We start from the raw sequence: 26,571 nt of genomic DNA, 5'->3' as shown, positions 1-26,571 counted from the left end.
AAGAACCACGCTATGGTCTGCAAACCTATCTGGATAAAACATAACATAAAATATAATAGCCCCTCCTCAAAAATGCGATCGCCTGTTATACTAGCTCTTGAGTGCTGCTAACCTAAACAGATGTCTAAATTGAGTATTCAGGAACGATTAAATCAACTACTACCTAAACTACAAGACTCCCGACTGTTGGGCAATCGTGGTATTGGCAATGAGATTGGTTTCTACGTTTTTGATTATGCTCCAGAAGATGAAATATATGTCCAAGAATATACTAAAATACTTATTTCGCAGTTAACTAGGGATCCAATAAATCTAGTCGTTAAAGAATTCAATCTGTATAATATAATCCTAGAGATATTACAAGAAAAAGGAATTCTCAATAAAGCTTTTATTGTAGAAGCGAAAGAAGGACACAAATCTCTCTGGAATAAAATCCAACCTATAGTTCGACCCGAAAAGGTGATTACTCAGATCCAAAACCATCTCCAAGGGAACGAACAATTAGTATTCCTGACTGGAGTTGGAGCGAGTTGGCCCCTAATTAGATCCCACAGTATTTTGAATGGTCTACAACCTTATCTTGACCACATTCCCTTAGTGCTGTTCTTTCCCGGATCCTATGATGGTCAAGAACTCTGTTTATTTAATACCTTTAAAAGTGATAACTATTATCGAGCTTTTGCTTTAATACCACATCATGGAGCTGTCTATGAACATTGCTGAACTGTTTGCCAAGGATATTAACCGCAGTATTAATGGTGTCATCAAGGTGGGACAGCAGGATGATACTAATATCCGTCAAGAGTTAGAAGAGTATGTAGTTACCGAAGAACTCAAAAAGCATTTTTATACCTTTTTTGGCAGATTTGCTGAATCAATTGAAAGTCCCACGGATAAGATGGGTGTGTGGATTTCCGGATTCTTTGGTTCTGGTAAATCTCATTTTTTGAAAATACTTTCCTATATACTAGAAAATCGTTCGGTGGGAAATAATCGGGCTTTAGATTACTTCGATTCCCAAAGAATTCCCGACCCATCCCTGTTGGCAAATATTGCCTTAGCAGCACAAACTCATTGTGATGTAATTCTCTTTAATATTGATTCTAAGGCCGATGCCAATAATAAAAATGACAAAGAAACCATTACCAAGGTATTCCAAAAAGTCTTTGACGACCATTTGGGATATTTTGGCACAACACCGGAAATTGCCCGGTTTGAACGTCAATTAGAAAGTAAAGGTAAGTATGAGCCCTTTAAAGAGGCTTTTTATCGCCAAACCAACCAATCCTGGGAAGAAACTCGAGAAGCTTGGGCTTTTTATCAAGATGATATTGTTGCTGCTCTAACCGTTAGCACAGGAATGAGTGGAGAACAGGCTAATCGCCTATTAGAGTTCAATGAGAAATATACTTTAAGTCCAGAAGAGTTTGCCAAAACAGTTAAAGAGTATTTACACACCAAGGGACCAAAACATCGCCTAGTTTTTATGGTAGATGAGGTAGGTCAGTATATTGGCGAAGATACCAAATTAATGCTCAATCTGCAAACAGTAGTGGAAGATTTGGGTATCCATTGTCAGGGAAGAGCTTGGGTGCTGGTCACATCCCAAGAAGCTATGGATGAAATCACCAAAAACAAAATCAAGGGGGAAGAGTTCTCTAAAATTATTGGACGTTTTCATCGTCCCCTGAATTTATCTTCTGCTAATACTGATGAGGTAATTAAATTACGGTTATTGTCTAAAACTGACGAAGCTAAAAAACGTTTGGAAGTCCTATATACAGAAAAAATTGCCATTCTCAGAAACCAAATCACCTTTAGGGACTCTGCGGATATACCAGGGTATAAAGATGCACAGGATTTTGTGGCAGCTTATCCGTTTATTCCCTATCAGTTTTATCTGTTGCAGAAGGTATTTACCCAAATTCGGTTAATGGGTTCTGCGGGTAAACATTTAGCATCGGGAGAACGCTCCTTGCTGGACGCTTTTCAGGTTGCTTCCCAAGCAATTTCCGCACAATCCCTGGGTAAGTTAGTTCCTTTTCATACTTTTTATTTGGCCATTGAGGGTTTTTTGGATAGTGTTATTAGTCAGGTGATTACCCAGGCTACGAATAATCCCCAACTAAAGGAGTTTGATATTCAGCTCTTAAAAACCCTATTTATGATTAAATATATTAAAGAGATTAGGGCAAACTTAGAAAACTTAACGACTTTGAGTTTAACCGACATAGATGAAGATAGACTAGGCTTGAAAAAACAAGTAGCAGAAGCCCTGGGAAGATTGGAAAAACAAACCCTAATTCAGCGTAATACAGATGAATACATATTTCTCACAAACGAAGAGCAAGATATTAGTAAAGAAATTAAAAACACAAGGGTGAACCCAGGGGAGATTTACAAAAAACTGCAAGAATGGGTGTGGGGATCAATTTTGACCGATAGGGAATTCAAATTTGGTAAACGTAAGTATTCATTCAATCGAAAGTTAGATGAGCGTGATCATGGAAAGAAATTACAAGAACTAACTGTGCATATTATTACTCCCTATGGAGAAAACTATGCTGAATTTGAGAACAATACAAAGTGTCTAATCACAACCCAGTCAAGTCCAGAGTTATTAATTAGGCTAGGGAATGAGGATCACCTTTTGCAAGACTTAGAGACGTTTAGTCAAACCGATCAGTATCTGCGCCAAAAAGCCGGTAGTAATCTTAGTCCCAGTATTCAAAAGATTATAACAGCACGGAAAGATGAAAATACACAGCGGGAGAAAAATATCAAAGATAGCCTACAAAAACTTATTGCCAGTGCGGATGTGTTTAGTTATGGCAATAAAGTAGAAATTACTCGAACTGAATTTGCAACAGAGTTATTAAAACAAGCTCTTACCTATTTAATTAACAATGCCTACAGCAAGTTAAAATACATCGATAGTGGATTTGAAAATTCAGATCAGGTGAAAAATGCCTTAACTCGTCATATCCAAGAAAAGACCACCGATGGAGAGGTGGTTAAGGACGTTAATATATCCGCACGAAAAGACATGGAATCTTTTTTGCATAGTCAAAATAAATATCATCCAACTACGATTAAATCTTTAATAGATAAATTTACCTGTACTCCCTATGGTTGGTCAGAGCTAGACACCCTAGGGATAATGGCAGAGTTGGCTAATGCAGGTGTAGTTGAATTGAGACACGCACAAAATAAGGTCAATCTACAAGAGGAAGGACTAATAGATAAGTTACTTTCTCGCGATGGTAAAGAAACTTATATTGTGAGATTGGCTAGTACCATTGATCCAGCTAGTTTAAAGGTGGCTAGAGACTTAGCCAGTCAATTACTTGATAAGAATATACTAGATAAGAATATACTAGACATACCTACGGAAAGTGGCAAATTATTTCAAACCTATCAAGAACTTTTATGGCAACATGTTCAAAGGTTAAAAGAATGGTTAAAACTGACTCAAGAACAGCAATTACCATTTGGGAATTTGCTGAAAGACCACATAGCCATGCTAGAAGAGCTAAGAACGGATAACTCTCATGAACAGGAGTTTTTTCAGCTTGTTCGTGGTCGTCGGGATGACCTGGAAGAATATATTGATGACTTACAAAAGTTAAGGTCTTTCTTCACCTCACAACTGAAAATATTTCAAGAAGCTCAACAGAGTTTAAAAGAGTTGAAACCAGAATTGCGCCATATTGAGGAAGAGGAACTGCTGGAGCAGGTAAAATCAGTTGAGGAAATTCTCAATATGGATGACCCAACCAGTAAAATACAGCTGTTGCCAAATTTGCTGAAACCAGTGCAGCAAAAAATACAGGAAATCCTCCGACAAAAGATTGGAGAACTGCATCGGGAAATGGAAAACCAAGAAAAAGAAATACGCGATTATATTCAGGAGCAATACCCAGCGATTGTCAATGAAATTTCTGAGATCACCCAGGAGATAAACAATTTTCACCCATCGGAAATCAAAACTATTGATTCAGCGATCGCCCATCGGAGCGAATTAAGCGACAAGACAAACCAGTTATGGAAGAAAATAGATGCTGAAGCTCAAAAAGTTCAAGAAAAATTGGGCAAATCATATCATACAGCAAACCACATACCAGAGCAAGTAAAACCCATCACTTTTATTCAGTTGGGGAGATTTACTCCCAGCAAAGTGCTAGAAAATGAAGAAGATGTGGAGGTGTATCTGGGAGTATTGCGGGAGGAATTTCTCAAACAGATTCAAACAGGTTACAGAATCCGTTTGGAGAGATGATGCCAAAATAATGTGATAAATATAATGTGATAAATTTTGTGTGTTTTCTAACGAATCTGAACTTATGACTAGACGACTTATGCAATCTGTAAGACTAGTAATAGCATGTGTACTAGCTTTTCTACTTACTCATCAAGGAACTGCAATAGCAGATAATTGTCCCACCAAAGGATGCGCTCAAAAATATACTTTAGCATTATCCTGGCAACCTGGATTTTGTGAAACCCATGGGGATAAAGCAGAATGTCAGGAACAAACAGCAACCAGCTACGATGCTAGTAACTTCACCTTACATGGATTATGGCCGGATAAGTTGGAATACTGTAATGTTTCCGCTAGTAATATCAAGAACGACAAAACCGGGAACTGGAAAGATTTACCCACAGTGGAGGTAGACGGAGAAACTACTGATGAATTAGATGAAGTAATGCCGGGTTTTGGAGAGTCTAGTCTTGAACGTCATGAATGGATCAAACATGGAACCTGTGATGGGAGAAACTCGGATGATTACTATGATTTATCTGTAGACCTACTGAAGGAATTTAATGATTCTCAAGTGCGAAATTTGTTTGTTGAGCACATAGGTGAAACAATCTCCCTAGATCAGGTAAAAACAGCATTTGAAGGAACTTTTGGCAGTGGTAGTTCTTCCAGTTTGAGTCTTAAATGCGATTCTAGGAACAATTTGGCCACCGAAATTCGTCTGAAAATCAAACGCCCTCAGGTTGGTCAAAAACTGGCGGATCTCCTACTTCCCAGTGGTGGTCAGTCTTGTAGTCAAGTTGTGGTTGATGGCTTTGGTGTTAGCAGTTTAAACTAATAAAGATTTTTTAAAAAATTTTTTGGTTTGCTAGAGTCCCTGGTGTTTTCAACCAGGGAAAAGTCAAAAATAAAACCAGTAAGTAGATATGCACAATTATTTGTAGGATGGGTCGAGTAACGAGACCCATGGGGGTGTTGGGTTTCATACTTCAACCCAACCTACGTTCATCTTATATTTAATTCCACCCACTTACTTATTCAACTTTTGTTATGAATAGAACCACTATTAAAAACTTTGCCATTTGGGCACGGAACCATCTAAAAGAACAGGTAAGCACTCGTGCTACCCAACTTACCATTACCGAAAAAACCATTACCGAAAAGACCATTACTGACCAAAGGACCTTTGCGGGAGGTTTATTGAGTGGGGAGCAAACTCTCAATAGCGAGGAAGCTAAACAATATCAACAACTACATTCCCATATAGAATATTTATTAAAACAACAAGCATCTAAAAATTTAGACAAAAAGTTAACTAAACAAGCTGATAGTGTTCTGGATATACTGATTGAGGAAATTGCCTATACCTGGTTTAACCGATTAGTAGCACTGCGCTTTATGGAGGTTAAGGGCTATATCGGAAGGGTGTTAAGTAGTAGCGATCGCAGTTTGGTAGATCCGGACATTTTGCGAGATAGGGATTCCATAGCAGATACGGGAGAAATAGCTGGAATTAATCGAGAAACCCTGAAAAAATGGGAGGATCTAGCAAGTAAACAGACTAATCCGGATGAATATCTATACCGTCAATTATTATTAGCCCAGTGTCAGGCCTTGTCTTCTAGTGTACCAGCTTTATTTGATACGGGATATCCAGCATTATTTTTGCCAGTTAATCTACTAGGTCAAGATTCAATCGTCGGGAGACTGGTGAAGGAAATTGCCCAGGAAGATTGGGAAGATATAGAAATAGTGGGATGGCTATATCAATTTTATATTTCTGAGCGCAAAGACCAGGTAATTGGAGCCAAATCTAAGATAGAAGCTAAGGATATACCAGCAGCAACCCAACTATTCACACCTCGTTGGATTGTGCAGTATATGGTAGAAAATAGTTTAGGCAGGTTATGGTTAGAAAACCACCCCCAATCAAATTTACGGGAAAAAATGCCCTATTATTTGGAGGGTGAGAAAATCAGGGGTGGGGAAGAACAATCAGGGGACACAGCTCCATTGTTGGGATTATTGAACCCAACACCCCCCAGTTTCAAGAAGGTAAGTCCAGGAATTCCTTTAACACCGGAGGAGTTAACAGTAATTGATCCAGCTTGTGGGAGTGGACATATTTTGGTCTATGCTTTCGATTTGTTGGTGGAAATTTATAAGGAGCAGGGATATTTGGAAAAGGATATTCCCGGACTGATCTTAACTCATAATTTGTATGGATTGGACATAGATGAAAGAGCTGTACAGTTAGCAAGTTTTGCAGTTTTAATGAAGGCAAGGGCTATAAATAAGCGTGTTTTTAAAAATGCTCCTACTTTGAATATTAAAACTGTGCGCTGTACACGGGGGTATAAGTTACCAGCCATACAAGGGGTTGTTGAGAAGGATTGGCAACCTTTAATGGAGGCTTTTTCTGATGCAGATAATTTAGGGAGTTTGATTACCCCGCCATCTTTTAATGGCACGATTTTGAGAAAGCAATTGGCAGATTTAGCATTGGATAATCCTCTTTTTCAACAGGAATTTGTTGTTTTTTTACGTCATTTAGTTGATCAGGCTGAATTATTGAGTAATCAGTATTGGGTGGTGGTGGCAAATCCTCCTTATATGGGGAATAGGAGTTTTAACTTGACAATTAAAACTTTTGTCGATAAATTTTACACAAAGAGTAAAGGTGATTTATTTGCATGTTTCATGGAACGAACCATAGAAATGACGGAAAATTATGGATTTATGTCTGCAATTAATCAGCAGTCATGGATGTTTTTAAGTACCTATGAAGAATTACGAAAATATTTTTTAAGTAACTATACTATTAGTTCGATGCTTCACCTGGGATCACGAACTTTTCCCGAGATTGGTGGCGAAGTTGTTCAGTCAACAGCTTTTATTGTTAATAAAAAAGAACCTATAAATGACAGAGCTACTTATATCCGTTTAGTTGATTATAATGATTCTGAACTCAAACGGCGGAACTTTATTAGTAATAAACATCGGTATTCTGGAGTTAATCAAGTCAATTTCTCCAAAATTCCAGGAAGTGCGATCGCCTATTGGGTGAGTGATAAGATTTTAGAGATTTTTCAACAATCCAAACCCCTGAATGATATTGCTAACCCATGTGTTGGACTGCAAACTGGTAATAATGATAGATTTCTGAGATTATGGACAGAAGTTAACATTAATAATATAGGTTTTGGATTAGATAGCCGAGAAGCGGCAAAAAAATCTGGAAAAAAATGGTTTCCCTATAATAAAGGCGGGGAATTTAGAAAATGGTATGGCAATCAGGAATATGTTGTTAATTGGGAAAATGATGGTTTCGAGATTCGTAATTTTGGCACTGAACATGGACTAAAAGCTAGATCCCGTCCCCAAAACACAGATAAATATTTTCAAGAAAGTATAACTTGGTCATCCGTAAGTTCCTCATATTTTTCGGTTAGATATTCGCCCAAAGGATTTATTTTTGATGTTAAAGGATCTTCCATATTCCCGCACTCTCAAATAATCATTAACCTAGTGGGACTCCTATGCAGTAAAGTCATTGCCAATTTTATGGAAATCATGAATCCTACTGTTAGTTTTCAAGTAGGAAATGTTGCTAACCTACCTATTATTACCTCCCTACAAGATAGTGTTTTTAATCAATCCATAGAACAAGCGATTAACATTGCTCGAGAAGACTGGGATAACTTTGAAACCTCCTGGGACTTCCAAACCCACCCCTTGCTGCGAGAAAACTCCCCCAATATATCCACATCCTTCACCAATTGGCAAAACCGCACAGAAACCGCATTTCGACAACTCCAACTGCTAGAAGAAGAAAATAACCGATACTGGATAAAATCCTACGGACTAGAAACAGAACTCACACCAGAAGTCCCAGAAGACCAAGTCACCATCCACCGCGCAGACCCACAACGAGATATGCGCTCCCTCATTTCCTACATAATTGGCTGTATCATGGGTAGATATAGCCTTGACAAACCCGGAATCATTCACGCTGGAAGCAAATTCGACCCATCCCTACACCAAAAATTCCCAGCTAGTAATGATGCCATAATCCCCATCACAGATCAAACCTACTTCCCCAATGACATCCTTACTCGTTTTGAAGAATTCCTGCAAATTGCCTGGGATCCAAATAACCTGAGTGCAAACCTCAAATTCATTGCTGACACCCTCACCATCAAAAACTCAGAAAGTCCACGAGAACGGATCCGACGCTACTTCCTACAAGAATTTATCTCCGACCATATCCAAACCTATAAAAAACGCCCCATATACTGGTTATTCACTAGCGGGAAAAAACGAGCCTTTAATGCCTTAATCTATTTACACCGCTACCAGGAAGATACCCTTTCCCGTATGCGCACAGACTATGTCCTAGAATTACAAATCAAACTCCAAGGAGAAATCACTAAATATCAAAAACAACTGGAAATCAGCACTAACAATGCAGATAAAAAAATTGCCACCAAGCGTCTCAAAGAATTACAAGACCAACAGTCAGAACTAGCAGAATATCAAGAAAAACTGCAACATTTAGCTGATGCTCGAATTAAACTAGACTTAGATGATGGTGTAGCATATAACTACTGTCAATTCAAAGGACTAGTCTATGAGGGCACTGACCTTAAAATTGCTGACTTAGAAAAAGCATCACAATGGAAAAATTGAGAGAGACGAAAATGAACACATGAACATCACACGTATCAAAAACCTACTGCAAAATCTATTTCAAGAAGATTCCCGTTGGCCTCACCACCAAAGACGAGTTGTATTTTGGTATGACCCAGATGGGCAATTTGTCAGTATTTTTGAGGAGTTAGAAATAAATGATGTCAAAAAAATTCAACTGGGTGACACCCCATTCACTCTTAAATATCGTCTCTTTATTGAAGAACCTGAGCAAAATTTCTTACTTTATGCCCCCTTTCCTCCACCGGAACCCCAAGACAACTGGCTCTTAGATATCGAAAAAAGCAGTTTAACCTTCTCCGCTGACCCAGCAGCTCTAATTTATGCTGACCTGGGTCTACGCGATCGCTCTTTAGAAGAGACTATTCGCCAATATCTCAAAAAATTCTTTAATTGTAAAAAGCGGATAGGTCATTTACAATCCATGGCTATTTCTCCCGACACGGAAGAAAAAGGACTACTACTGGCCATGCTTTCGGTTTTAGTCAATTTAAAAGTTCCTGATGGTAATCTTTTAATTCGTGAAGTATTACTAAAAGGATTATTAGAGTCTGATAACCCTATCTGGCAAGATATTGTGCGATTTGTTTCCGCTCAAGCTTTTTGGGATGTGGTAGAAGAATACACTGGTTTCTCATCTAATACTCCTAGCCTAAATAAGCTATTCACCCATCTGCTCATTACCCATTTTAGTATATCCTTAAATACCCCATCTTCACGAACCCTAATTAAAGAATCACCATTAACTGAAAAAATAGCAGATAAAATTATCAAACCAGGACAACGAGCCTACTCATTCATAGACCAGTGGATGCGCGATGATAAACATCGCGAAGGTTGGCAAAAACTCAGTGAAGAAATTAGCGAACAATTACAAATATTTGACCTCATCGAAAATGAACCACCAGAGATTCTATACAGATCTGCTAGTTTTGAAGTGATAGACCAAGTGTTAATTCGTAGTTGTGTAAAAACCCTCCGCACTGCTTTTGCACAAATCTCCCTTCCAGAAACTGTACCCCTAGAAGTAAAATCCTGGAAACAATGGTTAAAACCTCGTTCCGAGTTGATTTGGTACTCTAAATACAAATATGTCTATCAAGCTCTAGAATCAGCGATCGCACTTTGGGAAATACAACAACAATATCCAAAAGGATTTGAGTCAACTCCCAAACCTCTATTTCAAGAATATACGGAAAAACTATATAAGTTCGACCAAGAATATCGCCACTTCATTTTAGCCAGTACTCAATCTTTAGGGGATATTATTAAAGAACTAATGGAAGATATAGACAACTTTTATACCCAATGGTTTTTGGAAAATCTCGGTTCCTCCTGGTCTAATGTTCTCAGCAAGAATAGCAACTGGGAACTAAGGGATATCCCCCCCCAACAGCGATTCTTCCGTAGATATGTGTTACCCATTCTGCAACGAAATAACAAAGAAAGAGTATTTGTTATTATTTCTGATGCTTTTCGCTATGAGGTAGCCAAAGAACTGGTAGAAATAATCCAACAGAAGTTACGAGGAGAAATCCAAATAGAACCAGTTCTCGGTGTTTTACCCAGTATTACCCGTCTAGGAATGGCAGCTCTTCTACCCGGATCTAAGTTGGAATTAATACCAAATAGTGAGGATGTGTTAGTAGATAGCATGAGTACGAAAAGCAGTAAGACTAGGGAAAACGTACTAAATCAAAACAGCTCTGTACAAGCAAAAGTGATAGAAGCTAAAGAGCTATTAACAAAGAATACGGAAAACGCCAAAAAAATAGTACAACCCAACAGACTAATTTATATATATCACAATGTAATTGATGCCATTGGTGACCAAGCATCTAGTGAATCTCATGTTTTTTCGGCTTGTCAAACAGCTATTGAAGACCTGTTAAGACTAGTCAAAAAAATTTGTAATTCCCTGAATGGAAAAAATGTTATTATTACAGCAGACCATGGATTCTTATATCAAAGACCTGGGCTTGAACCAAGAGATAAACTGGTCATGCCATCGGACCAATGTATCTTAGAGAAAACACGTCGTTATCTACTAACAAGTAAACAACTGAATGATAACACCCTACAGAATTTTAAACTCCCCTATGTTCAAGAGGAAGTATTTGCAGCGGTTCCCCGAGGGACATTAAGATTTGCAGTGCAGGGAGGAGGAGCAAGATTTGTTCATGGAGGAGCATCCCTACAGGAAATTTGCGTCCCCGTAATCTATTATCAGCAAAAATCAGCCAAAGGTGACGAAGGACTACCGCGCAAAGTAGAAGTAGAAACAATTGGCACTAACAAAAGAGTCAGCAATAACCGATTTACCGTCAGAATACTACAAACTGAGCCAGTACAAGGAAGATGGCGTCCCCGTAAAATTACAGTTGCCATGTATGACCTTCAAAGTAATATTCAAATTACGGATGAGTACACCACCAACCTAGATAGCACTAGTCCCCATATCCAAGAGCGAGAAATGGAGATAAGATTATTAATAACCACAAGTTCTCCACCCACGGAAGGCTACTTAATTATCAAAGATCAAGAAGACCAAACTGAACTGGTCAAAGAAAAATGGAGAATTAGTCTCGGAATTGCCAATGATTTTGGCGACTTTTAATAAACCTTACCCAGCTCCCCCCATGCACGACCTCAATCACAAACTTAACACCCATTATCCTGGAAAAGTTGTACGTAAGGATTTAACCAAGCGTATTAAGGAAGGTGCTAATGTACCCGTTTATGTGTTGGAATATTTATTGGGTATGTACTGTGCTACCGATGATGAAACTACTATTGAGGAAGGGGTAGAGCGAGTAAAAAAGATTCTTGCCCAAAACTATGTACGTCCAGATGAAGCAGAACTAGTAAAGTCTAAAATTAGGGAGTTAGGACGTTTTACAGTTATAGATCAAGTTAGCGTCATATTAAATGAAAAGAATGATATTTACCAGGGAACATTAACCAATCTAGGCCTAAAAAATCTAGTCATAGGTCCGGAGATTGTCAAAACCAACTCCAAGTTATTGGGTAGTGGAATTTGGTGCATTTTACAACTAGAGTATGAAGCAGGAGCAAAACCAAGCCCTTTTATTGTGGGTAGTTTAAAACCAGTACAAATGCCCACAATAGACATGGAGGAACTATTTAGTACCCGTTCAGCTTTTACCCGTAGTGAATGGATTGATATTCTAATCAGATCCACAGGAATTGAGCCAACTACCCTCAAAGAAGAAGTAAAATGGCACTTACTAGCTAGATTGATACCTTTGTGCGAGAACAACTATAATAGTTGTGAACTGGGACCTCGCTCCACGGGTAAGTCTCATGTTTATAAGGAAGTTTCTCCCAATTCTATCCTGATTTCGGGAGGTAAAACCACAGTAGCCAATTTGTTTTACAACATGTCCACCCGTCGAATTGGACTAGTGGGTTTATTCGACGTAGTAGCTTTTGATGAAGTTGCGGGAATCAGCTTTCATGATAATGATGGTGTGCAGATTATGAAAGATTATATGGCATCGGGCTCTTTCGCACGAGGAAAAGCGGAAATTAGTGCCAATGCTTCTATGGTATTTGTGGGTAACATTGATCATAGCGTAGAATCCCTAGTTAAAACATCTCATCTGCTGGCACCCTTTCCCCAAGCGATGATAGACACGGCATTTTTTGACCGATTTCACGCCTATATACCAGGGTGGGAGGTACCCAAATTTAGTCCGGAGAACTTTACCAATCAATATGGTTTTATAGTAGATTATTTAGCTGAATGGCTGCGGGAAATGCGTAAACGTAGTTTTGCTGATGTCTTAGATAAATACTTTCGTCTTGGTAATAATCTAAAACAAAGAGACGTGCAAGCAGTGCGCAAAACAGTTTCAGGCATGCTAAAACTAATTTTTCCCGATGGCTCATTTAGTAAGGAAGATGTACGGGATGCTTTAATATATGCCCTAAAAGTAAGGAGGCGAATCAAAGAGCAGCTGAAAAAAATTGGTGGCATGGAATTTTATGATGTGCATTTTAGCTACATTGATTTGGAAACAATGGAAGAGCAGTTTGTTTCGGTTCCAGAACAGGGAGCAGCAACCCTAATTAGTCCAGATATTTTAAATCCCGGTCACCTTCACTTCATCAGTCCCACAGATAGCAATGTAATTGGCGCTTTCAAACTGGAATTACAAACAGTCATAGGTAACGGTAAACTAACTCGCACAGGAATGGCCAACACATCCAAAATCAAAGATAGTTTAAACATAGCCATGAACTATTTTAAAGCCAACTCCCAACGAGTGAGCAGCGGTATTATTCCCACTAACTGGGACTTTTTGTTACAAATAATAGACCTGCAAGGTAGTGGAATTCCCCAAGAAAGTGGACTAGCTCTACTCATCTCATTATGCTCCGCCACTCTTAAACGCAGTCTTCAAGCCCAACTAGTCATTTTGGGAGAAATGACCCTAGGTGGTACTATTACACCAGTCAGTAACCTAGCTACTAGTTTACAAGTAGCATTTGATGCTGGTGCTAAACGTATTCTTTTACCCATGAGCAGCGCAGTAGATATTGCCAGTGTTCCTCCTGAATTGTTTGCCAAATTCCAAACTTCGTTTTACACTGACCCTGTTGATGCTGTATTTAAAGCCTTGTCCGTAGATTAGGTCAGCTGGCTGGTTTTCGATAAATCTTCAAGGAAAACATGCCATTTTCAAAGGCAAACTCTGGGTCTATACCCGTGCTTTCTCTAGCACTTTCAATAATCTTGAGTGTGCCCCCACCCCAGTTCTCAAACAAACCCATCATATAAAACACTCTGGCGATTAATTTATTACCAGGTCTGGATGGATGGTGCCGCTTGAGAGCGTCAATAGTAATAGTAGGCGTAAACAGTTGAGCAGGGTTGTAGAAAAGAATAAACGAGGGTCTGACTTCGATGGTGGATTTAACATCCATACGGTAATCTCGGTGGGCGATCAGATTGACCAACGCCTCCCGCAGCATCAACCTGGGGAATTCAAGAATTTCAACACCTTGTTGTTCGCCCTTCCCATAGGATTTCCTTATGCTACCCAAAAGGAAATCCATGGACTTGCCAAAGGTATCGAGTAAATTACCTGTGTACTCATGATTATTTGTCATCTCATCATAACCCGTATCTGTAGGAAAACTTGCAACCTTGACCTCATAATGGGTCAAAAAGAAGCGGGCGGGGTTTTTTCCAAAAAGAAGCACTGCTGCATTGCTAACTATGCCATTCTTGACTAGATCCAGCTTTTCCATAACCTGATCAACTGGTAGGTAGAGATTCTGATTGAAGTCACGCACAACATTGGCTGTTTCCATGAACCTTTGCACGCTTGTTTCATCTATATCTGCTAAAGTGGCACCAGGACAAGGCTGGAAATCAAAGCCATAACCGTTGGTTCTTTGCTGAAGCAGGATTCGGTACTGCTCCTGATCCAACTGCTGGGTGGTGGGGCCAATCCGGATATAGGGTCTACCATAGGCAACATGGGGTTTTAATGGGCTCTGCTCAATGCATACCCGAATACAAGATTTGCCTTCAATCTCCACTTTTTCCACTTGGGGATACAATTTGGGATCTGTGTTGAGCTTAATGGTATTAGCAATGTTTTTTAATGTGTCATTACTTACCATCTGTCCAACCACGGTTCCGTCATCGGATATACCAAAGTACAGTACGCCGCCTTTGTGATTAGCAAAAGCACATAGAGTCTGGGTGGCTTCTTTTAGTAGAGAGGTGGAGCGTTTAAATTCCAGTTCTTCCGATTCTCCAGATATGATTTCTTCTCTATAGTCAGTCATTTAGTAAAGTCCCTCAGTATTAATCATCTCCAGTAGGGAGTGCTTCGCAATCGCCCTAAAATTCCTGTGACTTTCGCAACCAATCCCTCCCCACTTGAATAGTAATGTCAGAACCAATATCACCAGTGCTTTCTACCCGTACCTCACCAAAACCCAAAACCTGACGAACAGACTCCGCACTGTTACTATCACCCTGTTGGGCCACAATATGGGTTGTTTCCAGCGGTTCCCCCGCACCACGAGAAACGCGACTAACATTCACATATCCAGCTTGTTGTAAAGTATTAATTAGACCCCTAACCGATTGTCCTTCTCCCGTGCTATCTTGAATAGCAATGCGTAATCTGGAAGGGTCAATGGTTTCCTGGGTATCCATCCATGATGCTCCCAAACCAAAGTTTTTCACCGCTAGTTTTTCAATGGCCTGTTGATCCGGTATCCAGTAACTTGCACCATATCTACCGTTTTCACTAAATCTACCAGGAAGCATCAACATTTCTATATTAGACCTATTTGTTCCCGTGCCAAAACCCAGCAGGGCTATTAACTCTTCAATAGACAGATTAGTGTCAATATGCTCCCTAATAGTTTCTAAAATCTGTGGAAATCTGGCCAGGGTTGCACCATTCACACTTTGCTCAAAAAGCGCCCTCAGTACCATTTGTTGCCGTTGAATTCTGCCAATATCACCTAAAGCGTCATGGCGAAATCGCAATAATTGTAGTGCTTGGTCACCACTAAGATGTTGCTTACCTGCTTTTAAATTAATATATAAATGTTGGGAGTCATCCTGGTACTTCATATCTTTGGGGACATAAACTGTTATCCCACCCAAAGCATCAATTAATTTGCCTACCCCTAAAACATTAATTCGGATATAACGATCAATTGCCACTCCACCTAAAAGATTACTAATAGCTTGAGCGGTTAATGCCGGTCCACCATTCACATTGGCAGAGTTAAGCTTTTTTGTGCCAACCCCTTCAATTTCGGCCCGGGTATCCCTTGGAATAGAAAGCATGACAATTTTTTTGGTCTGGGGATCAAATTTGAGCAGGAGCATCACATCTGAAAGACCGTCAAAGGAATTAACTTGGGGTAAATAACCCAAATTCTTGGTGTGGTCAGGTGGGTTTTGGATATCGGGGGGTAGTACACTCATACCCATGACCAAAATATTCACAGGGCGAGTTAATTGAGAAAATTGCCAACCATTACCAGAAATGGGATTTCTGGCAAAAACCGAAGCCTGCTCTGGGGTGAGGTTGGCTTGCTGTAAGGGGGTGCTATCAGAAACAGCTAATAGGGCTCCAGCTAACCCCGATAGCACTGCAATTCCCCCCATTCCTATCACAAATAATAACCAGCGCCCGGATTTTGACCTCCTGGGGTTTTTATTTCTGGATTTACTTCTGACTGGTTTGTTACCCGCTGCTGATGTTCTTTGACTACTCACAGATTTCCTCACACTCATGGATAAAACAATGTACCTTTTTTCTTTATGTTATTAAATATATTAACTTCTACTTGATATGACCCCCGGTCTAAAGACACAGGGATTTACCAGAAACCCAAAACATAACTGGCGGTCTTGATTACTAAAAAGAACTTTCATGCCATTCTCCGGATTTATGAGCAATCCGGAAAGGTTGATGGTGGCCCCACAGTAATCAATGCAATTTGATTATATTGACGAGAGTATAACCTATTAAGTTTCTTAATAAATCCAATCTTTAGATGGACGTAGGTTGGGTTGAAGTATGAAACCCAACGCCACGGGTCTCCTTACTCGACCCATCCTACAAATAATTGTGCCTCCCTACTTACTTTAGGTAAATTCTTAGTTTCTTAGTTAGATATAGCTTTATTTAGGCTATAGAAGGGGTTAATAGGTAAAAGCGAGGGGTTGGCAGTTGAACCACCTGGAATTGTCAAGGATACGGCAAATCGACTATGATAGTTACTTACCACCATAAGTGGGTGAGTGGAATTAAATATAAGATGAACGTAGGATGGGTTGAAGTATGAAACCCAACGCCCGCATGGGTTTCGTTCCTCAACCCATCCTAGAAATAATTTTGCCTCCCCACTTATTTTTGAATAATGGTTTTTAAGTCATAGGTTTTTCCTAATCTGTTTAACTTGTCTCCGGTCATCCTCATTTTTACCCCAATCAACCCAAAATGCACACGAGAAAGCTACTAGAATGGTGGCAAAGATTTACACCATTGTCCCGCATCGGGGCGATCGCCCTATTTGCTCCCCTATTGGTGATCAATGGTTGGGCGTTGTCCTCAATTTTCAATTATTTCCACTCATTGATAGTAATTTTAGTAGGAGCTTCAGTGCTGGCATTTTTGCTTAACTATCCACTTACCTGGATGGAAAAACAGGGTGCTAGAAGGGAACAAGTGGCCATCCTAGTATTCTTGATAGCCTTATCAATTCTCCTAGCATTGGGTGTGACCCTATTTCCCTTAGCTTTGACCCAGGCTAGACAATTAGTGAACCGCTTACCAGAATGGATAGATTCCGGGCGATCGCAATTAATGATCTTAAATGAGAAAGCGGAGATGATGGGGTTGCCAATCAATCTTGATGCCATTGTGGTGCAAATCAATGATCGTGTCAAGAGTCAACTACAGGCAATTACCGCCCAGGTTTTAAACTTAGCCGTGGTGACTGTGACCAGTCTATTAGACTTTCTGCTAACTATGGTTTTAACCTTTTATCTGTTGCAACATGGGGATGAACTTTGGCAAAGCTTAGTGGAATGGTTGCCTAGTAAATTTCGGGAACCATTTTCTCGAACCGTCAGGTTGAGCTTCCAGAACTTTTTCATCACCCAACTGATTTTATCCACATGTATGGCCTCGGCCCTAATTCCCTCATTTTTGTGGTTAAAAGTCCCCTATGGACTGTTATTTGGTTTAACCATCGGGATTATGGCATTAATTCCCTTTGGTGGTTCCGTAGGTATTGCCATCACAACCCTATTAGTTTCCCTCCAGGATATTTCCATGGGGGTGAGGGTATTAGCAGCAGCTGTGATAGTTCAACAGATTCTGGAAAACATCCTGGCTCCACGTATTCTAGGTAACTTTACGGGATTAAATCCTGTGTGGGTATTGATTTCAGTGCTTACCGGAGCTAGAGTAGGAGGTTTGTTAGGGGTAATTGTTGCTGTTCCCTGTGCGGTAGTAATCAAAACTGTTATTGGGGTGATTCGTTCTCCTATGGTGATTGACCAGACAAATCACCAATTGGATGAGACAGGTGAGCAAGATTTAGCACCTGTAGAAAATAACTTACCCATAACCACCTTGGTTAATCATCCTCATATTCAGCCCAAGAATTAGGTGTTTCCGACACTGCTACCTTGAGTTTCACACCCGTTGGTAAGCGTCTTTTAGTTTCATCATAAATGTATTTAGCAATCATTTCCGCCGTTGTTTCATACTCAGGTGGCAAAACATCATTCAGTACACAGTGATCTAAACCTCCCTGGGTAACATCCTTTTTAGCCCAGCGTAAACTTTTAAAATCAGCCACCATAACCGAATGGGGACAGTATTCTGAGCTATGGAGTTGTGATGATGTGACCTCAATTTTCACCCTATAAGTGTGACCGTGCATTCTCCCACAGGGTCCATTATAATCCTTGATGTAGTGGGCACTGTCAAATGTAAATTCCGTGGATAATTTCCATCTGGGCATTGATTTGGCTTCCTTGTTTATGATATATATCATAAACATTATATGCAAATTCCAACTAAACGAACAAACAAATGTATGAGTAGATCAAAAATTATCGCAATTGTTACAGGTGCAGTCTCTATCCTTTTAGCTATAGCTTATTTAATTGTAGTCCAGATTTTGGACTACCGGGATATGAAACCTGCTCCCATCAGTCAATTAATAATGCCAATAACTAGTGAAATGAAAATACTTCTGGCACAATCCCAGGTAAAAATCAATGTTTATCATTTGATAAACCAATGTATAGGGCTATAAGAAATAAGTTACATAAGATATCGCATATTGATCTACTCAGGTAATTCCTTTTTGACAAACATAACGGTAAACTGAATCTAACCATAACAAAAGATAAACTCGTATTGTTTTTAGTGTGAGGTAATCAGGGATCAATGCCTTTTTGCCCTTTAAAAATAATACCATCGGTAAATATAGAGGTTAAATACATGTCCCAATACTTGCTAGAAACCGTTTGGTTGGTTCCTGGCTATGCTTTATTAGGTGGTCTTTTAGCATTACCCTGGTCTCCGGGGATAATTAGACGAACAGGACCAAGACCAGCTGGTTATGTCAATTTAATAACAACATTTTTGGCCTTTTTACATTCAGCAATTGCTTTTACAGCCACTTGGAACCATCCAGCTAAAGAAGTCTTCATTCCATGGCTATCTACCGCTGGGTTAAACCTAACCATTAATCTGGAACTATCTTCAATTACGGTTGGTGCCCTAGTTGTAATCACCGGATTAAACTTTCTTGCCCAGGTTTATGCTGTGGGCTATATGGAAATGGACTGGGGATGGGGACGCTTTTACTCCCTGTTAGGATTTTTTGAAGCCGGGTTATGTGCACTAGCCCTATGTAATAACCTATTCTTCAGTTACGTAGTTTTGGAAATCCTCACCTTGGGAACCTACCTATTAGTAGGTTTATGGTTTAGTCAACCCCTGGTGGTAACTGGTGCGAGAGATGCTTTCTTAACCAAACGGGTAGGTGACCTATTCCTGTTGATGGGAGTTCTAGGACTATGGACATTAGCAGGAACTTGGGATTACCAAGATCTAGCCACCTGGGCACAGACAGCTAAAGTAGACCCCACCATTATCACCTTAGTTTGTTTAGCTCTAATCGCTGGACCCATGGGTAAATGCGCTCAGTTCCCCCTTCACCTATGGTTAGACGAAGCTATGGAAGGACCTATTCCCAGTACCATACTCCGGAACTCCGTAGTAGTTGCCAGTGGAGCTTGGGTCCTAATCAAACTCCAACCCGTATTTAGCTTATCACCAATAGCTTCCACCACCATGATTGCCATCGGTGCAGTTACAGCAGTGGGTGGTTCCCTAATTGCGATCGCTCAAATTGACATTAAACGTTGTCTGTCCTACTCAGTTAGCGCCTATATGGGACTAGTTTTTATTGCGGTAGGCACTCAACAAAATGAAGCCGCTTTACTACTAGTGCTGACCCATGCCTTATCCGCAGCATTGTTAGTAATGAGTACGGGGGGAATAATTTGGAATAGCATTACCCAGGATGTAACCCAACTGGGGGGTTTATGGTCACGTCGTCCAATTTCTGGTTTGGCATTCATTGTGGGGACTTTAGGTTTAATAGCTTTTCCTCCCCTGGGGAGTTTTTGGGCCCTCCTGAAATTAGTGGATGGGATATGGGCAAATCACCCTTGGTTAGTGGGAATTATTATTGCAGTGAACGCCCTAACAGCTTTTAGTTTAACCAGGGAATTTAGTTTAATATTTGGTGGCAAACCCAAACAAATGAGTGAAAGGTCACCAGAAGCCATTTGGTTGATGGTTCTACCCATGATGATACTATTTGGCTTTGTCTTGCATGTACCAATCGTCTTGGAAAGTTTATCCTTACTACCCAGTTGGACCACATTACAAAAAGACGTGGCACTACTGTTAATTTGGTCTAGCATTTTTGGTGTCAGTATTAGTGCTGTCATTTACTTGGGTAATATTCCCAAACCAATTACCTTACCGTGGAAAGGCCTACAAAACCTCTTGGCTTATGACTTTTACACCCCCAAACTCTATAAAGTTACCATCATTTTTGGGGTAGCCCAGCTTTCTAAACTAGCTGACATTGTGGATAGGTTTGTTGTGGATGGAATAGTGAATTTCGTGGGTTTATTCTCTCTTTTAGGAGGAGAAAGTTTGAAATATAGCAACAGTGGACAAACCCAATTTTATGCCTTCACTGTCTTAGTAGGTGTTGCTGTTTTAGGAGCTTGGGCAACCTGGCCTTTTTGGAGTGTTCAATTTATGAATCTAGTTTTTTAAAAACCCGGATGACCCATTCTCATATTTTACCCATCATTAAACTATGTTGAGCGTTTTAATTTGGTTACCCATAATTGGTGCTGCCATTATCGGTATATTACCGGATACAGTCATCCCCAAAAATAGGATTCGACTCATATCCTTAACTATTGCGTTTCTAGTTCTGCTATGGAACGCATTTATCCTGCTGAAATTCGACATCACCAATCCGGGAATGCAGTTTTCAGAATATCTACCTTGGAATGAAACCTTGGGTCTAGCTTATCAACTGGGTGCTGATGGACTATCAATCCTCATGTTGATATTGAACAGCTTGTTAACCTGGATTGCAATCTATAGCAGCAGCGAAAATACCGAACGTCCTAAGCTTTTCTACGCCTTGGTTTTATTAATTTCCGGTGGTGTTGCTGGTGCATTCCTCGCCCAAAACCTTTTACTGTTCTTCCTGTTCTACGAACTGGAACTAATTCCCTTTTACCTATTAATTTCTATATGGGGGGGTAACAAACGGGCTTATGCTGGCATGAAATTCCTGATTTACACAGCAGTATCAGGAGCATTGATTTTAGCCACATTCTTGGGAATAGTGTGGTTAAGTGGTTCCCACAGTTTTGCCCTAGATGGTGTGAATACTCAAAACCTTTCCTCAACCATGCAGCTAGTTTTATTAGCAGGCATAATTTTAGGTTTTGGCATTAAAATCCCCCTAATACCCTTTCACACCTGGTTACCAGATGCTTATGTGGAAGCATCTGCTCCCATTGCCATTTTACTGGGTGGAATCCTAGCCAAATTGGGAACCTACGGACTGTTAAGATTTGGATTTGGCTTATTTCCCCAAGCATGGAATGTGGTAGCACCCACATTAGCAATATGGGGAGCTATTAGCGCCATTTATGGAGCAGTAGTAGCCATTTCTCAAAAAGATATCAAGCGGATGGTAGCTTATAGTTCCATCGGTCACATGGGTTATATTTTGCTTGCAGCTGCTGCTGGAACTAAACTAGCTTTAGTGGGTGCAGTAGCACAAATGTTTAGTCATGGTCTAATCTTAGCCATTCTCTTCCATTTAGTAGGAATTATAGAAGCCAAAGTTGGTACTAGAGAACTAGATAAACTGAATGGTTTGATGAGTCCAATTCGGGGATTACCCATTGTCAGTGCTTTACTTGTTCTAGGGGGTATGGCCAGCGCTGGTATTCCTGGGTTAACAGGATTTATTGCAGAATTTATTGTTTTCCAAGGGAGTTTTTCCACCTTCCCCATACCCACACTATTGTGTGTCGCATCCTCTGGTTTAACAGCAGTTTACTTTGTAATTCTACTCAACCGTACCTGTTTCGGTAGACTTAACAATGACTTAGCCTATTATCCTAGAGTAATGTGGGCAGAAAAAATACCCGCTCTAGTACTAGCTGGACTAATTATCTTTCTAGGAGTGCAACCAACTTGGTTAGTGCGTTGGAGTGAAACTACAACTTCTGCAATGGTAGCTGCTATTCCTACAACTGGGCAAATCATTATTTCCCAAGTAGAAACAAATCAGCTAAAACCCAATTAAAACCCAGTTAAAAAACTCAATTAACCAATATGGTACAAACAGTTCCCAAACCCACCAGCAAACTACCACCATCAACCCATGAATTTGCGGATATCATTCATCGGTTAGAAGCTGGTGGTTCCATGCTACCAGATACACCGGAAAATCTCATGCAAATCATTGGCATTTATAAAGCATACGCTGTGCCAATGGATTTTTATTGGAGAGATTTACTATACATTGGTGAAAGGGTGTTTTTAAATCCCCTTCCTGCTTTTAAATACTTCCTACCCCAAGAATATTTAGACTTACATAATCATTATGCAGGAGATGATGCGGATTTAAGAATTTGGCGAGGTGAAGCGACAGCACATCCGGAACTTTTGGCATTTATGGAAAAGGGTGAAACCGGGAAAATGCCCAAAATATTCCACCATTTATTCCATGACAGAATCAACATGGAATTTGCGGAAGCTTGTATGCAAGCCATGCTTTGGCATCGTAAAATGTATGCTCCCGTAAACCAATTTGATGCCTATTTAGACTCGGAAGAATATAAAGCTAATGCTGACCAAGCCATCAAAGCCTACTTTCGGAAAAACCCCCTCATGTTGGCACTTTATAAACTGTTCCCAGACATGTTTTTAGAACAGTGTCGCATGATGTCTTATTATGCCAACTTAGGACTGTTCTGGGAAGTAATGGCACCTGTATTTTTTGAAATGTCAGATATTTATGATGAAGGGGGTTTCTCCGGTGTTCCCGATGCCATGAATTTCCTCATAAATGGTATTTTTGCCATTGCGGGTCGTCCCATTTATCATCATGTTTACGTTGATGGTAAATGTTATGAAGTTATCCCCAAATCTAAAGGTTTCACTTGGTTATACGAAGCAGCTCTACCCTATGTGGAAGCTGTGTTTTACCGCACTGCACCATTCAGAGGAACAAAATCATATAATGCTCAAGCTGGACAAGTACCAAATGACCAAAAAGATTTCCACTATGGTATTCTCTATGCTGATGTGTTCCCCGTGGGAACTGCGGGTATTCCCCCCACGTTGCTGATGCAGGATATGCTGCATTTCCTCCCCCCCTACTTGGTGGACTACTATAAACAACATTGTCGAGGTGAGGATGACATGTTGATTCAGTTGGGAATTACCTTCCAGCGTTCCATGTACAATGTCACATCTGCGGTAATTCAAGCATTGAGAACTGCTCTTTTATATCCACTAGATGACACTAACCCTCGTCACTTGCAGGCAAATCGAGACTTCTTTGAATCCCAACTAAACCGTTTTACCCGTGCCGACTATGGAATGCGAGATGCAGCTAAATTGCGAAGCATTCAGAGTCCAAACTACAGATGAAATTAAAAGACTGGGAATCAATTCCCGGTCTCAAAGCTCAAGTCGTTTAGAACCGACTAGTTTTGTCATATTGTAGGTTAGGCTGATTAAACTCAACACCCCTACACAAGCCATGTTATAGTAAATTAAACCGATTGAGTCAGTACCAAAGTGAATGGGAGGTATAGACGTGGTGAGGCAAATTGCACCAAAAACTCAACTAGGGGTGATAAAATCTAACATTAATCAGGTTGGGGAGACGATCGCACCTGAAATTGTCTACCCAGAAAGTGATCACAAACCTATGGCGGATAACACTAGACAATTTACATGGATCGTCAAAATTAAGGAAAATTTAGAAATACTATTTAAGTCTAATGCGGATGTGTTTGTGGCTGGGGACTTATTTTGGTATCCAGTGAAGGGTAGTAACAAAATTAAACTAGCTCCTGACACCATGGTAGTGTTTGGTAGACCCAAGGGATATCGGGGGTCTTATCGACAGTGGGAAGAGAATAATATTCCTCCCCAGGTGGTTTTTGAAATTTTATCTCCCAGTAATAGTGATACTGAGATGGACAGAAAAAAGCTTTTTTATCTAGAACATGGAGTGGAGGAGTATTATGTGTATGATCCAGATGGTATTAGTCTAGAAGTATCCATTAGGGAAAATAACTCATTTAAGGAAATTGAGAATTTTACTACTTGGACAAGTCCAAGATTGAATATACGGTTTGATATGAGGGGAGATGAATTAGTCATCTATTATCCAGATGGGAGTAGGTTTCTTAGTCCTGTAGAATTGAGTAATTATGCAGAACAAGAAACTCAACGTGCAGAACGTGAAAGACTTCTCAAAGAGCAGGAAACTCAACGTTCAGAACATGAAAGACTGCTTAAAGAACAAGAAAGATTTCTGAAAGAGCAGGAAACTCAGCGTGCAGAACATGAAAGACTTCTCAAAGAGCAGGAAACTCAACGTGCAGAACATGAAAGACTGCTTAAAGAGCAGGAAACTCAACGTGCAGAACAGGCAAATCAGCGTGCAGAACAAGAAAGATTTCTGAAAGAGCAGGAACAAATAAAGTATCAAACCCTGCTATCACAATTAAAAGCTAAGGGTATTGATATTACTGCACTCGAATAAACTATTACCTGCACTAGAATACCCTTAGGGGTTTTTAAAAACTGGAGTTTAGACTAAAGAGCGATTGCGAAGCACTCCCTATGGGAGATCGCCAGTTGTGTTTTCCACCCACAAAAAAACCTCCTTAACTCATGGGAAGACCCACGAGTTAGAAAGGAAACTAATTAATCACAATGTGTCTTACCAGAATACTCATAACCTCCCCTGAATTACCAGTTGGCGTGACTAGCTTGTGGAACTACCCTAGAGTCAACCACTTAAGCTGTAGTTGCTTCTCGCACCAGCTTATCCCAACCCAAATCCTTCAAATTATTGTTCCTCCTTAAAGGACGGGTGACTAATTCCAAAATGTCCCGTGCATTGCCAAATCCATGAATCTGTGCAAAGGTAAACTCCACAGACCACTTAGTATTAATCCCCCTTGCTTCCAGGGGATTAGCATGAGACATCCCAGTAATCACTAAATCTGGTTTTAATTCATAAATCCGCTGAACTTGATTATAGTTATCTGGTTTCTCGATAATTTTAGGTAGGGGAACACCCATTTCTTGACAAGTCTTTTCCAGTAAGGATAGTTCTGCTGCTTGGTAACGTTTATCCATATAAGGGATGCCAATTTCTGGTACGGTCATTCCACAGCGAACTAAGAACCGAGCTAGGGAAATTTCTAACAGGTTATCACCCATGAAAAATACGGATTTACCGCGAATCAACTTCACATAATCCTCTATATTTTCCCAAATTTGTGCTTCCCTTGCTTCCAAACCCTGGGGAGTAATACCAAAAACTGAGCAGATCTTCTCCACCCATGCACGGGTACCATCCGGACCAATGGGGAATGGTGCACTAATTAGTTTACATTTTCTCCTTCTCATTAAGGTTGTTGCAGTCCTACTTAAAAAGGGATTGACACCAGCAACATAATAGCCCTCTTCAATCACTGGTAACTCGGTAAATCTCTTTGCAGGAAGCCAACCAGAAACCTTAATTCCCTGTTTCTTCAATTCTAAGGTTAATTGGGTAACCACAGGATCTGGTAAAGAACCGAATAATACCAAAGGTGGATGGTTCACATATTCCGATTCTTCCTCAATTACCTCTTCCTTTTTCTTCCCAAAATGCAGTAACTTTTGAATAGCATTCCGTTCGTTCTTTTCCGTTTCAGTTACTGGTGTTTGAGTAGGACAACGATTAGCCATAGCAGCTAAAACCGTATCCTCACCTTGGGTAAAAGCATAATCTAATCCGTTCGCACGAGCAACCACAATAGGAATACCAATTTCCGCTTCCAACTTGGGAGCTAATCCCTCCAAGTCCATCTTGATGATTTCAGTAGTACAAGTGCCAATCCACACAATTACACTAGGATTGCGATCGCGTTTAATTTGTTCACACAATCTTTTTAACTCATTAAAATCATTCAACTGAGCAGAAATATCACCTTCTTCCAATTCAGCCATTGCGTAACGGGGTTCGGCAAAAATCATTACACCCATGGCATTTTGAAGAAAATAACCACAAGTTTTAGTGCCAATCACCAAAAAGAAGCTATCCTCGATTTTCTGATATAACCAAGCTACACAACTAATGGGACAAAAAGTATGATAATTACCGGTCTCACATTCAAAACTTAAAGCAGTATTTTCCGCAGTCATTGTCATTTAAGTTTTCTCTCC

General features: G+C 40.1%; 16 protein-coding genes. 12 read left to right on the top strand and 4 right to left on the bottom strand.

All coding sequences use genetic code 11. The annotated features are described in order from the left end of the window. The first annotated feature begins 120 nt into the window (after window positions 1-120). From IAR63_RS08415 to brxL, 6 genes are all read left to right on the top strand, one after another. Window positions 121-723, top strand: a complete 603-nt coding sequence (locus tag IAR63_RS08415; RefSeq protein ID WP_187707240.1) for a DUF1788 domain-containing protein — start codon at window positions 121-123, stop codon at window positions 721-723. Beyond that, window positions 710-4,279, top strand: a complete 3,570-nt coding sequence (gene brxC, locus IAR63_RS08410) for a BREX system P-loop protein BrxC (protein ID WP_187707239.1) — start codon at window positions 710-712, stop codon at window positions 4,277-4,279. Before IAR63_RS08415 ends, brxC begins: the two co-directional genes overlap by 14 nt. Window positions 4,280-4,343: 64 nt before the next feature. Beyond that, a complete protein-coding gene (locus IAR63_RS08405; protein WP_057176919.1) occupies window positions 4,344-5,099 on the top strand; it encodes a ribonuclease T2 family protein in 756 nt (251 codons plus the stop codon). Window positions 5,100-5,311: 212 nt separating this feature from the next. Further along, on the top strand, window positions 5,312-8,950 hold the full coding sequence (pglX, locus tag IAR63_RS08400; RefSeq protein ID WP_187707238.1) for a BREX-1 system adenine-specific DNA-methyltransferase PglX: 3,639 nt from the start codon (window positions 5,312-5,314) through the stop codon (window positions 8,948-8,950). A 19-nt stretch (window positions 8,951-8,969) separates the two neighbouring features. Continuing rightward, on the top strand, window positions 8,970-11,588 hold the full coding sequence (gene pglZ / locus IAR63_RS08395; RefSeq protein ID WP_187707237.1) for a BREX-1 system phosphatase PglZ type A: 2,619 nt from the start codon (window positions 8,970-8,972) through the stop codon (window positions 11,586-11,588). Then, complete coding sequence (gene brxL, locus IAR63_RS08390) at window positions 11,569-13,629, top strand: protease Lon-related BREX system protein BrxL (RefSeq protein ID WP_235678387.1); 2,061 nt, start codon at window positions 11,569-11,571, stop codon at window positions 13,627-13,629. The genes pglZ and brxL overlap by 20 nt, the downstream gene beginning before the upstream one ends. Before the next feature lies 1 nt (window position 13,630). Here brxL and IAR63_RS08385 read toward each other — a convergent pair whose 3' ends face one another. Together IAR63_RS08385 and IAR63_RS08380 are read right to left on the bottom strand one after the other, a co-directional pair. Continuing rightward, a complete protein-coding gene (locus tag IAR63_RS08385; protein ID WP_057176915.1) occupies window positions 13,631-14,794 on the bottom strand; it encodes an RNA-binding domain-containing protein in 1,164 nt (387 codons plus the stop codon). 55 nt (window positions 14,795-14,849) lie between these two features. Further along, window positions 14,850-16,250: an LCP family protein gene (locus IAR63_RS08380; protein ID WP_187707236.1), complete on the bottom strand. Its 1,401-nt coding sequence runs from the start codon at window positions 16,248-16,250 to the stop codon at window positions 14,850-14,852. Between the two features lie 727 nt (window positions 16,251-16,977). On the opposite strand from IAR63_RS08380, the gene IAR63_RS08375 reads away from it, so the two are divergent. Beyond that, window positions 16,978-18,153, top strand: coding sequence for an AI-2E family transporter (locus IAR63_RS08375; RefSeq protein WP_235678386.1), 1,176 nt, complete (start codon window positions 16,978-16,980; stop codon window positions 18,151-18,153). Here IAR63_RS08375 and IAR63_RS08370 read toward each other — a convergent pair. Next, a complete protein-coding gene (locus IAR63_RS08370) occupies window positions 18,122-18,511 on the bottom strand; it encodes a 6-pyruvoyl trahydropterin synthase family protein (RefSeq protein ID WP_187707235.1) in 390 nt (129 codons plus the stop codon). The genes IAR63_RS08375 and IAR63_RS08370 overlap by 32 nt on opposite strands. A 75-nt stretch (window positions 18,512-18,586) precedes the next feature. Between IAR63_RS08370 and IAR63_RS08365 the strand changes: the two genes are divergently transcribed. The 5 genes from IAR63_RS08365 to IAR63_RS08345 all read left to right on the top strand — a co-directional run bounded on the left by IAR63_RS08365 (window position 18,587) and on the right by IAR63_RS08345 (window position 24,895). Beyond that, complete coding sequence (locus IAR63_RS08365) at window positions 18,587-18,808, top strand: hypothetical protein (RefSeq protein WP_187707518.1); 222 nt, start codon at window positions 18,587-18,589, stop codon at window positions 18,806-18,808. Window positions 18,809-18,996: 188 nt separating this feature from the next. Further along, window positions 18,997-20,856 (top strand): NAD(P)H-quinone oxidoreductase subunit F, encoded by a 1,860-nt coding sequence (locus IAR63_RS08360; protein ID WP_187707234.1) that lies wholly within the window; start codon window positions 18,997-18,999, stop codon window positions 20,854-20,856. Between the two features lie 43 nt (window positions 20,857-20,899). Continuing rightward, window positions 20,900-22,417: an NADH-quinone oxidoreductase subunit M gene (locus IAR63_RS08355; protein WP_187707233.1), complete on the top strand. Its 1,518-nt coding sequence runs from the start codon at window positions 20,900-20,902 to the stop codon at window positions 22,415-22,417. Between the two features lie 29 nt (window positions 22,418-22,446). Continuing rightward, window positions 22,447-23,769, top strand: coding sequence for a CO2 hydration protein (locus tag IAR63_RS08350; RefSeq protein ID WP_187707232.1), 1,323 nt, complete (start codon window positions 22,447-22,449; stop codon window positions 23,767-23,769). A gap of 154 nt (window positions 23,770-23,923) precedes the next feature. Next, window positions 23,924-24,895: a Uma2 family endonuclease gene (locus IAR63_RS08345; RefSeq protein WP_235678385.1), complete on the top strand. Its 972-nt coding sequence runs from the start codon at window positions 23,924-23,926 to the stop codon at window positions 24,893-24,895. Between the two features lie 257 nt (window positions 24,896-25,152). On the opposite strand, the gene IAR63_RS08340 is transcribed toward IAR63_RS08345, so the two are convergent. Next, window positions 25,153-26,556 (bottom strand): ferredoxin:protochlorophyllide reductase (ATP-dependent) subunit N, encoded by a 1,404-nt coding sequence (locus tag IAR63_RS08340; RefSeq protein ID WP_096544198.1) that lies wholly within the window; start codon window positions 26,554-26,556, stop codon window positions 25,153-25,155. Between the last annotated feature and the right edge of the window lie 15 nt (window positions 26,557-26,571).

It is taken from the genome of Cylindrospermopsis curvispora GIHE-G1, from assembly GCF_014489415.1.
Lineage (GTDB): Bacteria > Cyanobacteriota > Cyanobacteriia > Cyanobacteriales > Nostocaceae > Raphidiopsis > Raphidiopsis curvispora_A.
The sequence above is the reverse complement of the archived record's forward strand: the minus strand, read 5'-3'. Positions and strand labels throughout refer to the sequence as shown.

Bases quoted from the DNA above. Each gene is read 5' to 3' on its own strand.
- IAR63_RS08370 (WP_187707235.1), bottom strand. From the start codon at position 18,511: ATGCCCAGATGGAAATTATCCACGGAATTTACATTTGACAGTGCCCAC.
- IAR63_RS08365 (WP_187707518.1), top strand. From the start codon at position 18,587: ATGAGTAGATCAAAAATTATCGCAATTGTTACAGGTGCAGTCTCTATC.
- brxL (WP_235678387.1), top strand. From the start codon at position 11,569: ATGATTTTGGCGACTTTTAATAAACCTTACCCAGCTCCCCCCATGCAC.
- IAR63_RS08405 (WP_057176919.1), top strand. From the start codon at position 4,344: ATGACTAGACGACTTATGCAATCTGTAAGACTAGTAATAGCATGTGTA.
- IAR63_RS08415 (WP_187707240.1), top strand. From the start codon at position 121: ATGTCTAAATTGAGTATTCAGGAACGATTAAATCAACTACTACCTAAA.
- IAR63_RS08375 (WP_235678386.1), top strand. From the start codon at position 16,978: ATGCACACGAGAAAGCTACTAGAATGGTGGCAAAGATTTACACCATTG.
- pglX (WP_187707238.1), top strand. From the start codon at position 5,312: ATGAATAGAACCACTATTAAAAACTTTGCCATTTGGGCACGGAACCAT.
- IAR63_RS08355 (WP_187707233.1), top strand. From the start codon at position 20,900: ATGTTGAGCGTTTTAATTTGGTTACCCATAATTGGTGCTGCCATTATC.
- pglZ (WP_187707237.1), top strand. From the start codon at position 8,970: ATGAACATCACACGTATCAAAAACCTACTGCAAAATCTATTTCAAGAA.
- IAR63_RS08345 (WP_235678385.1), top strand. From the start codon at position 23,924: ATGGGAGGTATAGACGTGGTGAGGCAAATTGCACCAAAAACTCAACTA.
- brxC (WP_187707239.1), top strand. From the start codon at position 710: ATGAACATTGCTGAACTGTTTGCCAAGGATATTAACCGCAGTATTAAT.
- IAR63_RS08385 (WP_057176915.1), bottom strand. From the start codon at position 14,794: ATGACTGACTATAGAGAAGAAATCATATCTGGAGAATCGGAAGAACTG.
- IAR63_RS08350 (WP_187707232.1), top strand. From the start codon at position 22,447: ATGGTACAAACAGTTCCCAAACCCACCAGCAAACTACCACCATCAACC.
- IAR63_RS08340 (WP_096544198.1), bottom strand. From the start codon at position 26,556: ATGACAATGACTGCGGAAAATACTGCTTTAAGTTTTGAATGTGAGACC.
- IAR63_RS08360 (WP_187707234.1), top strand. From the start codon at position 18,997: ATGTCCCAATACTTGCTAGAAACCGTTTGGTTGGTTCCTGGCTATGCT.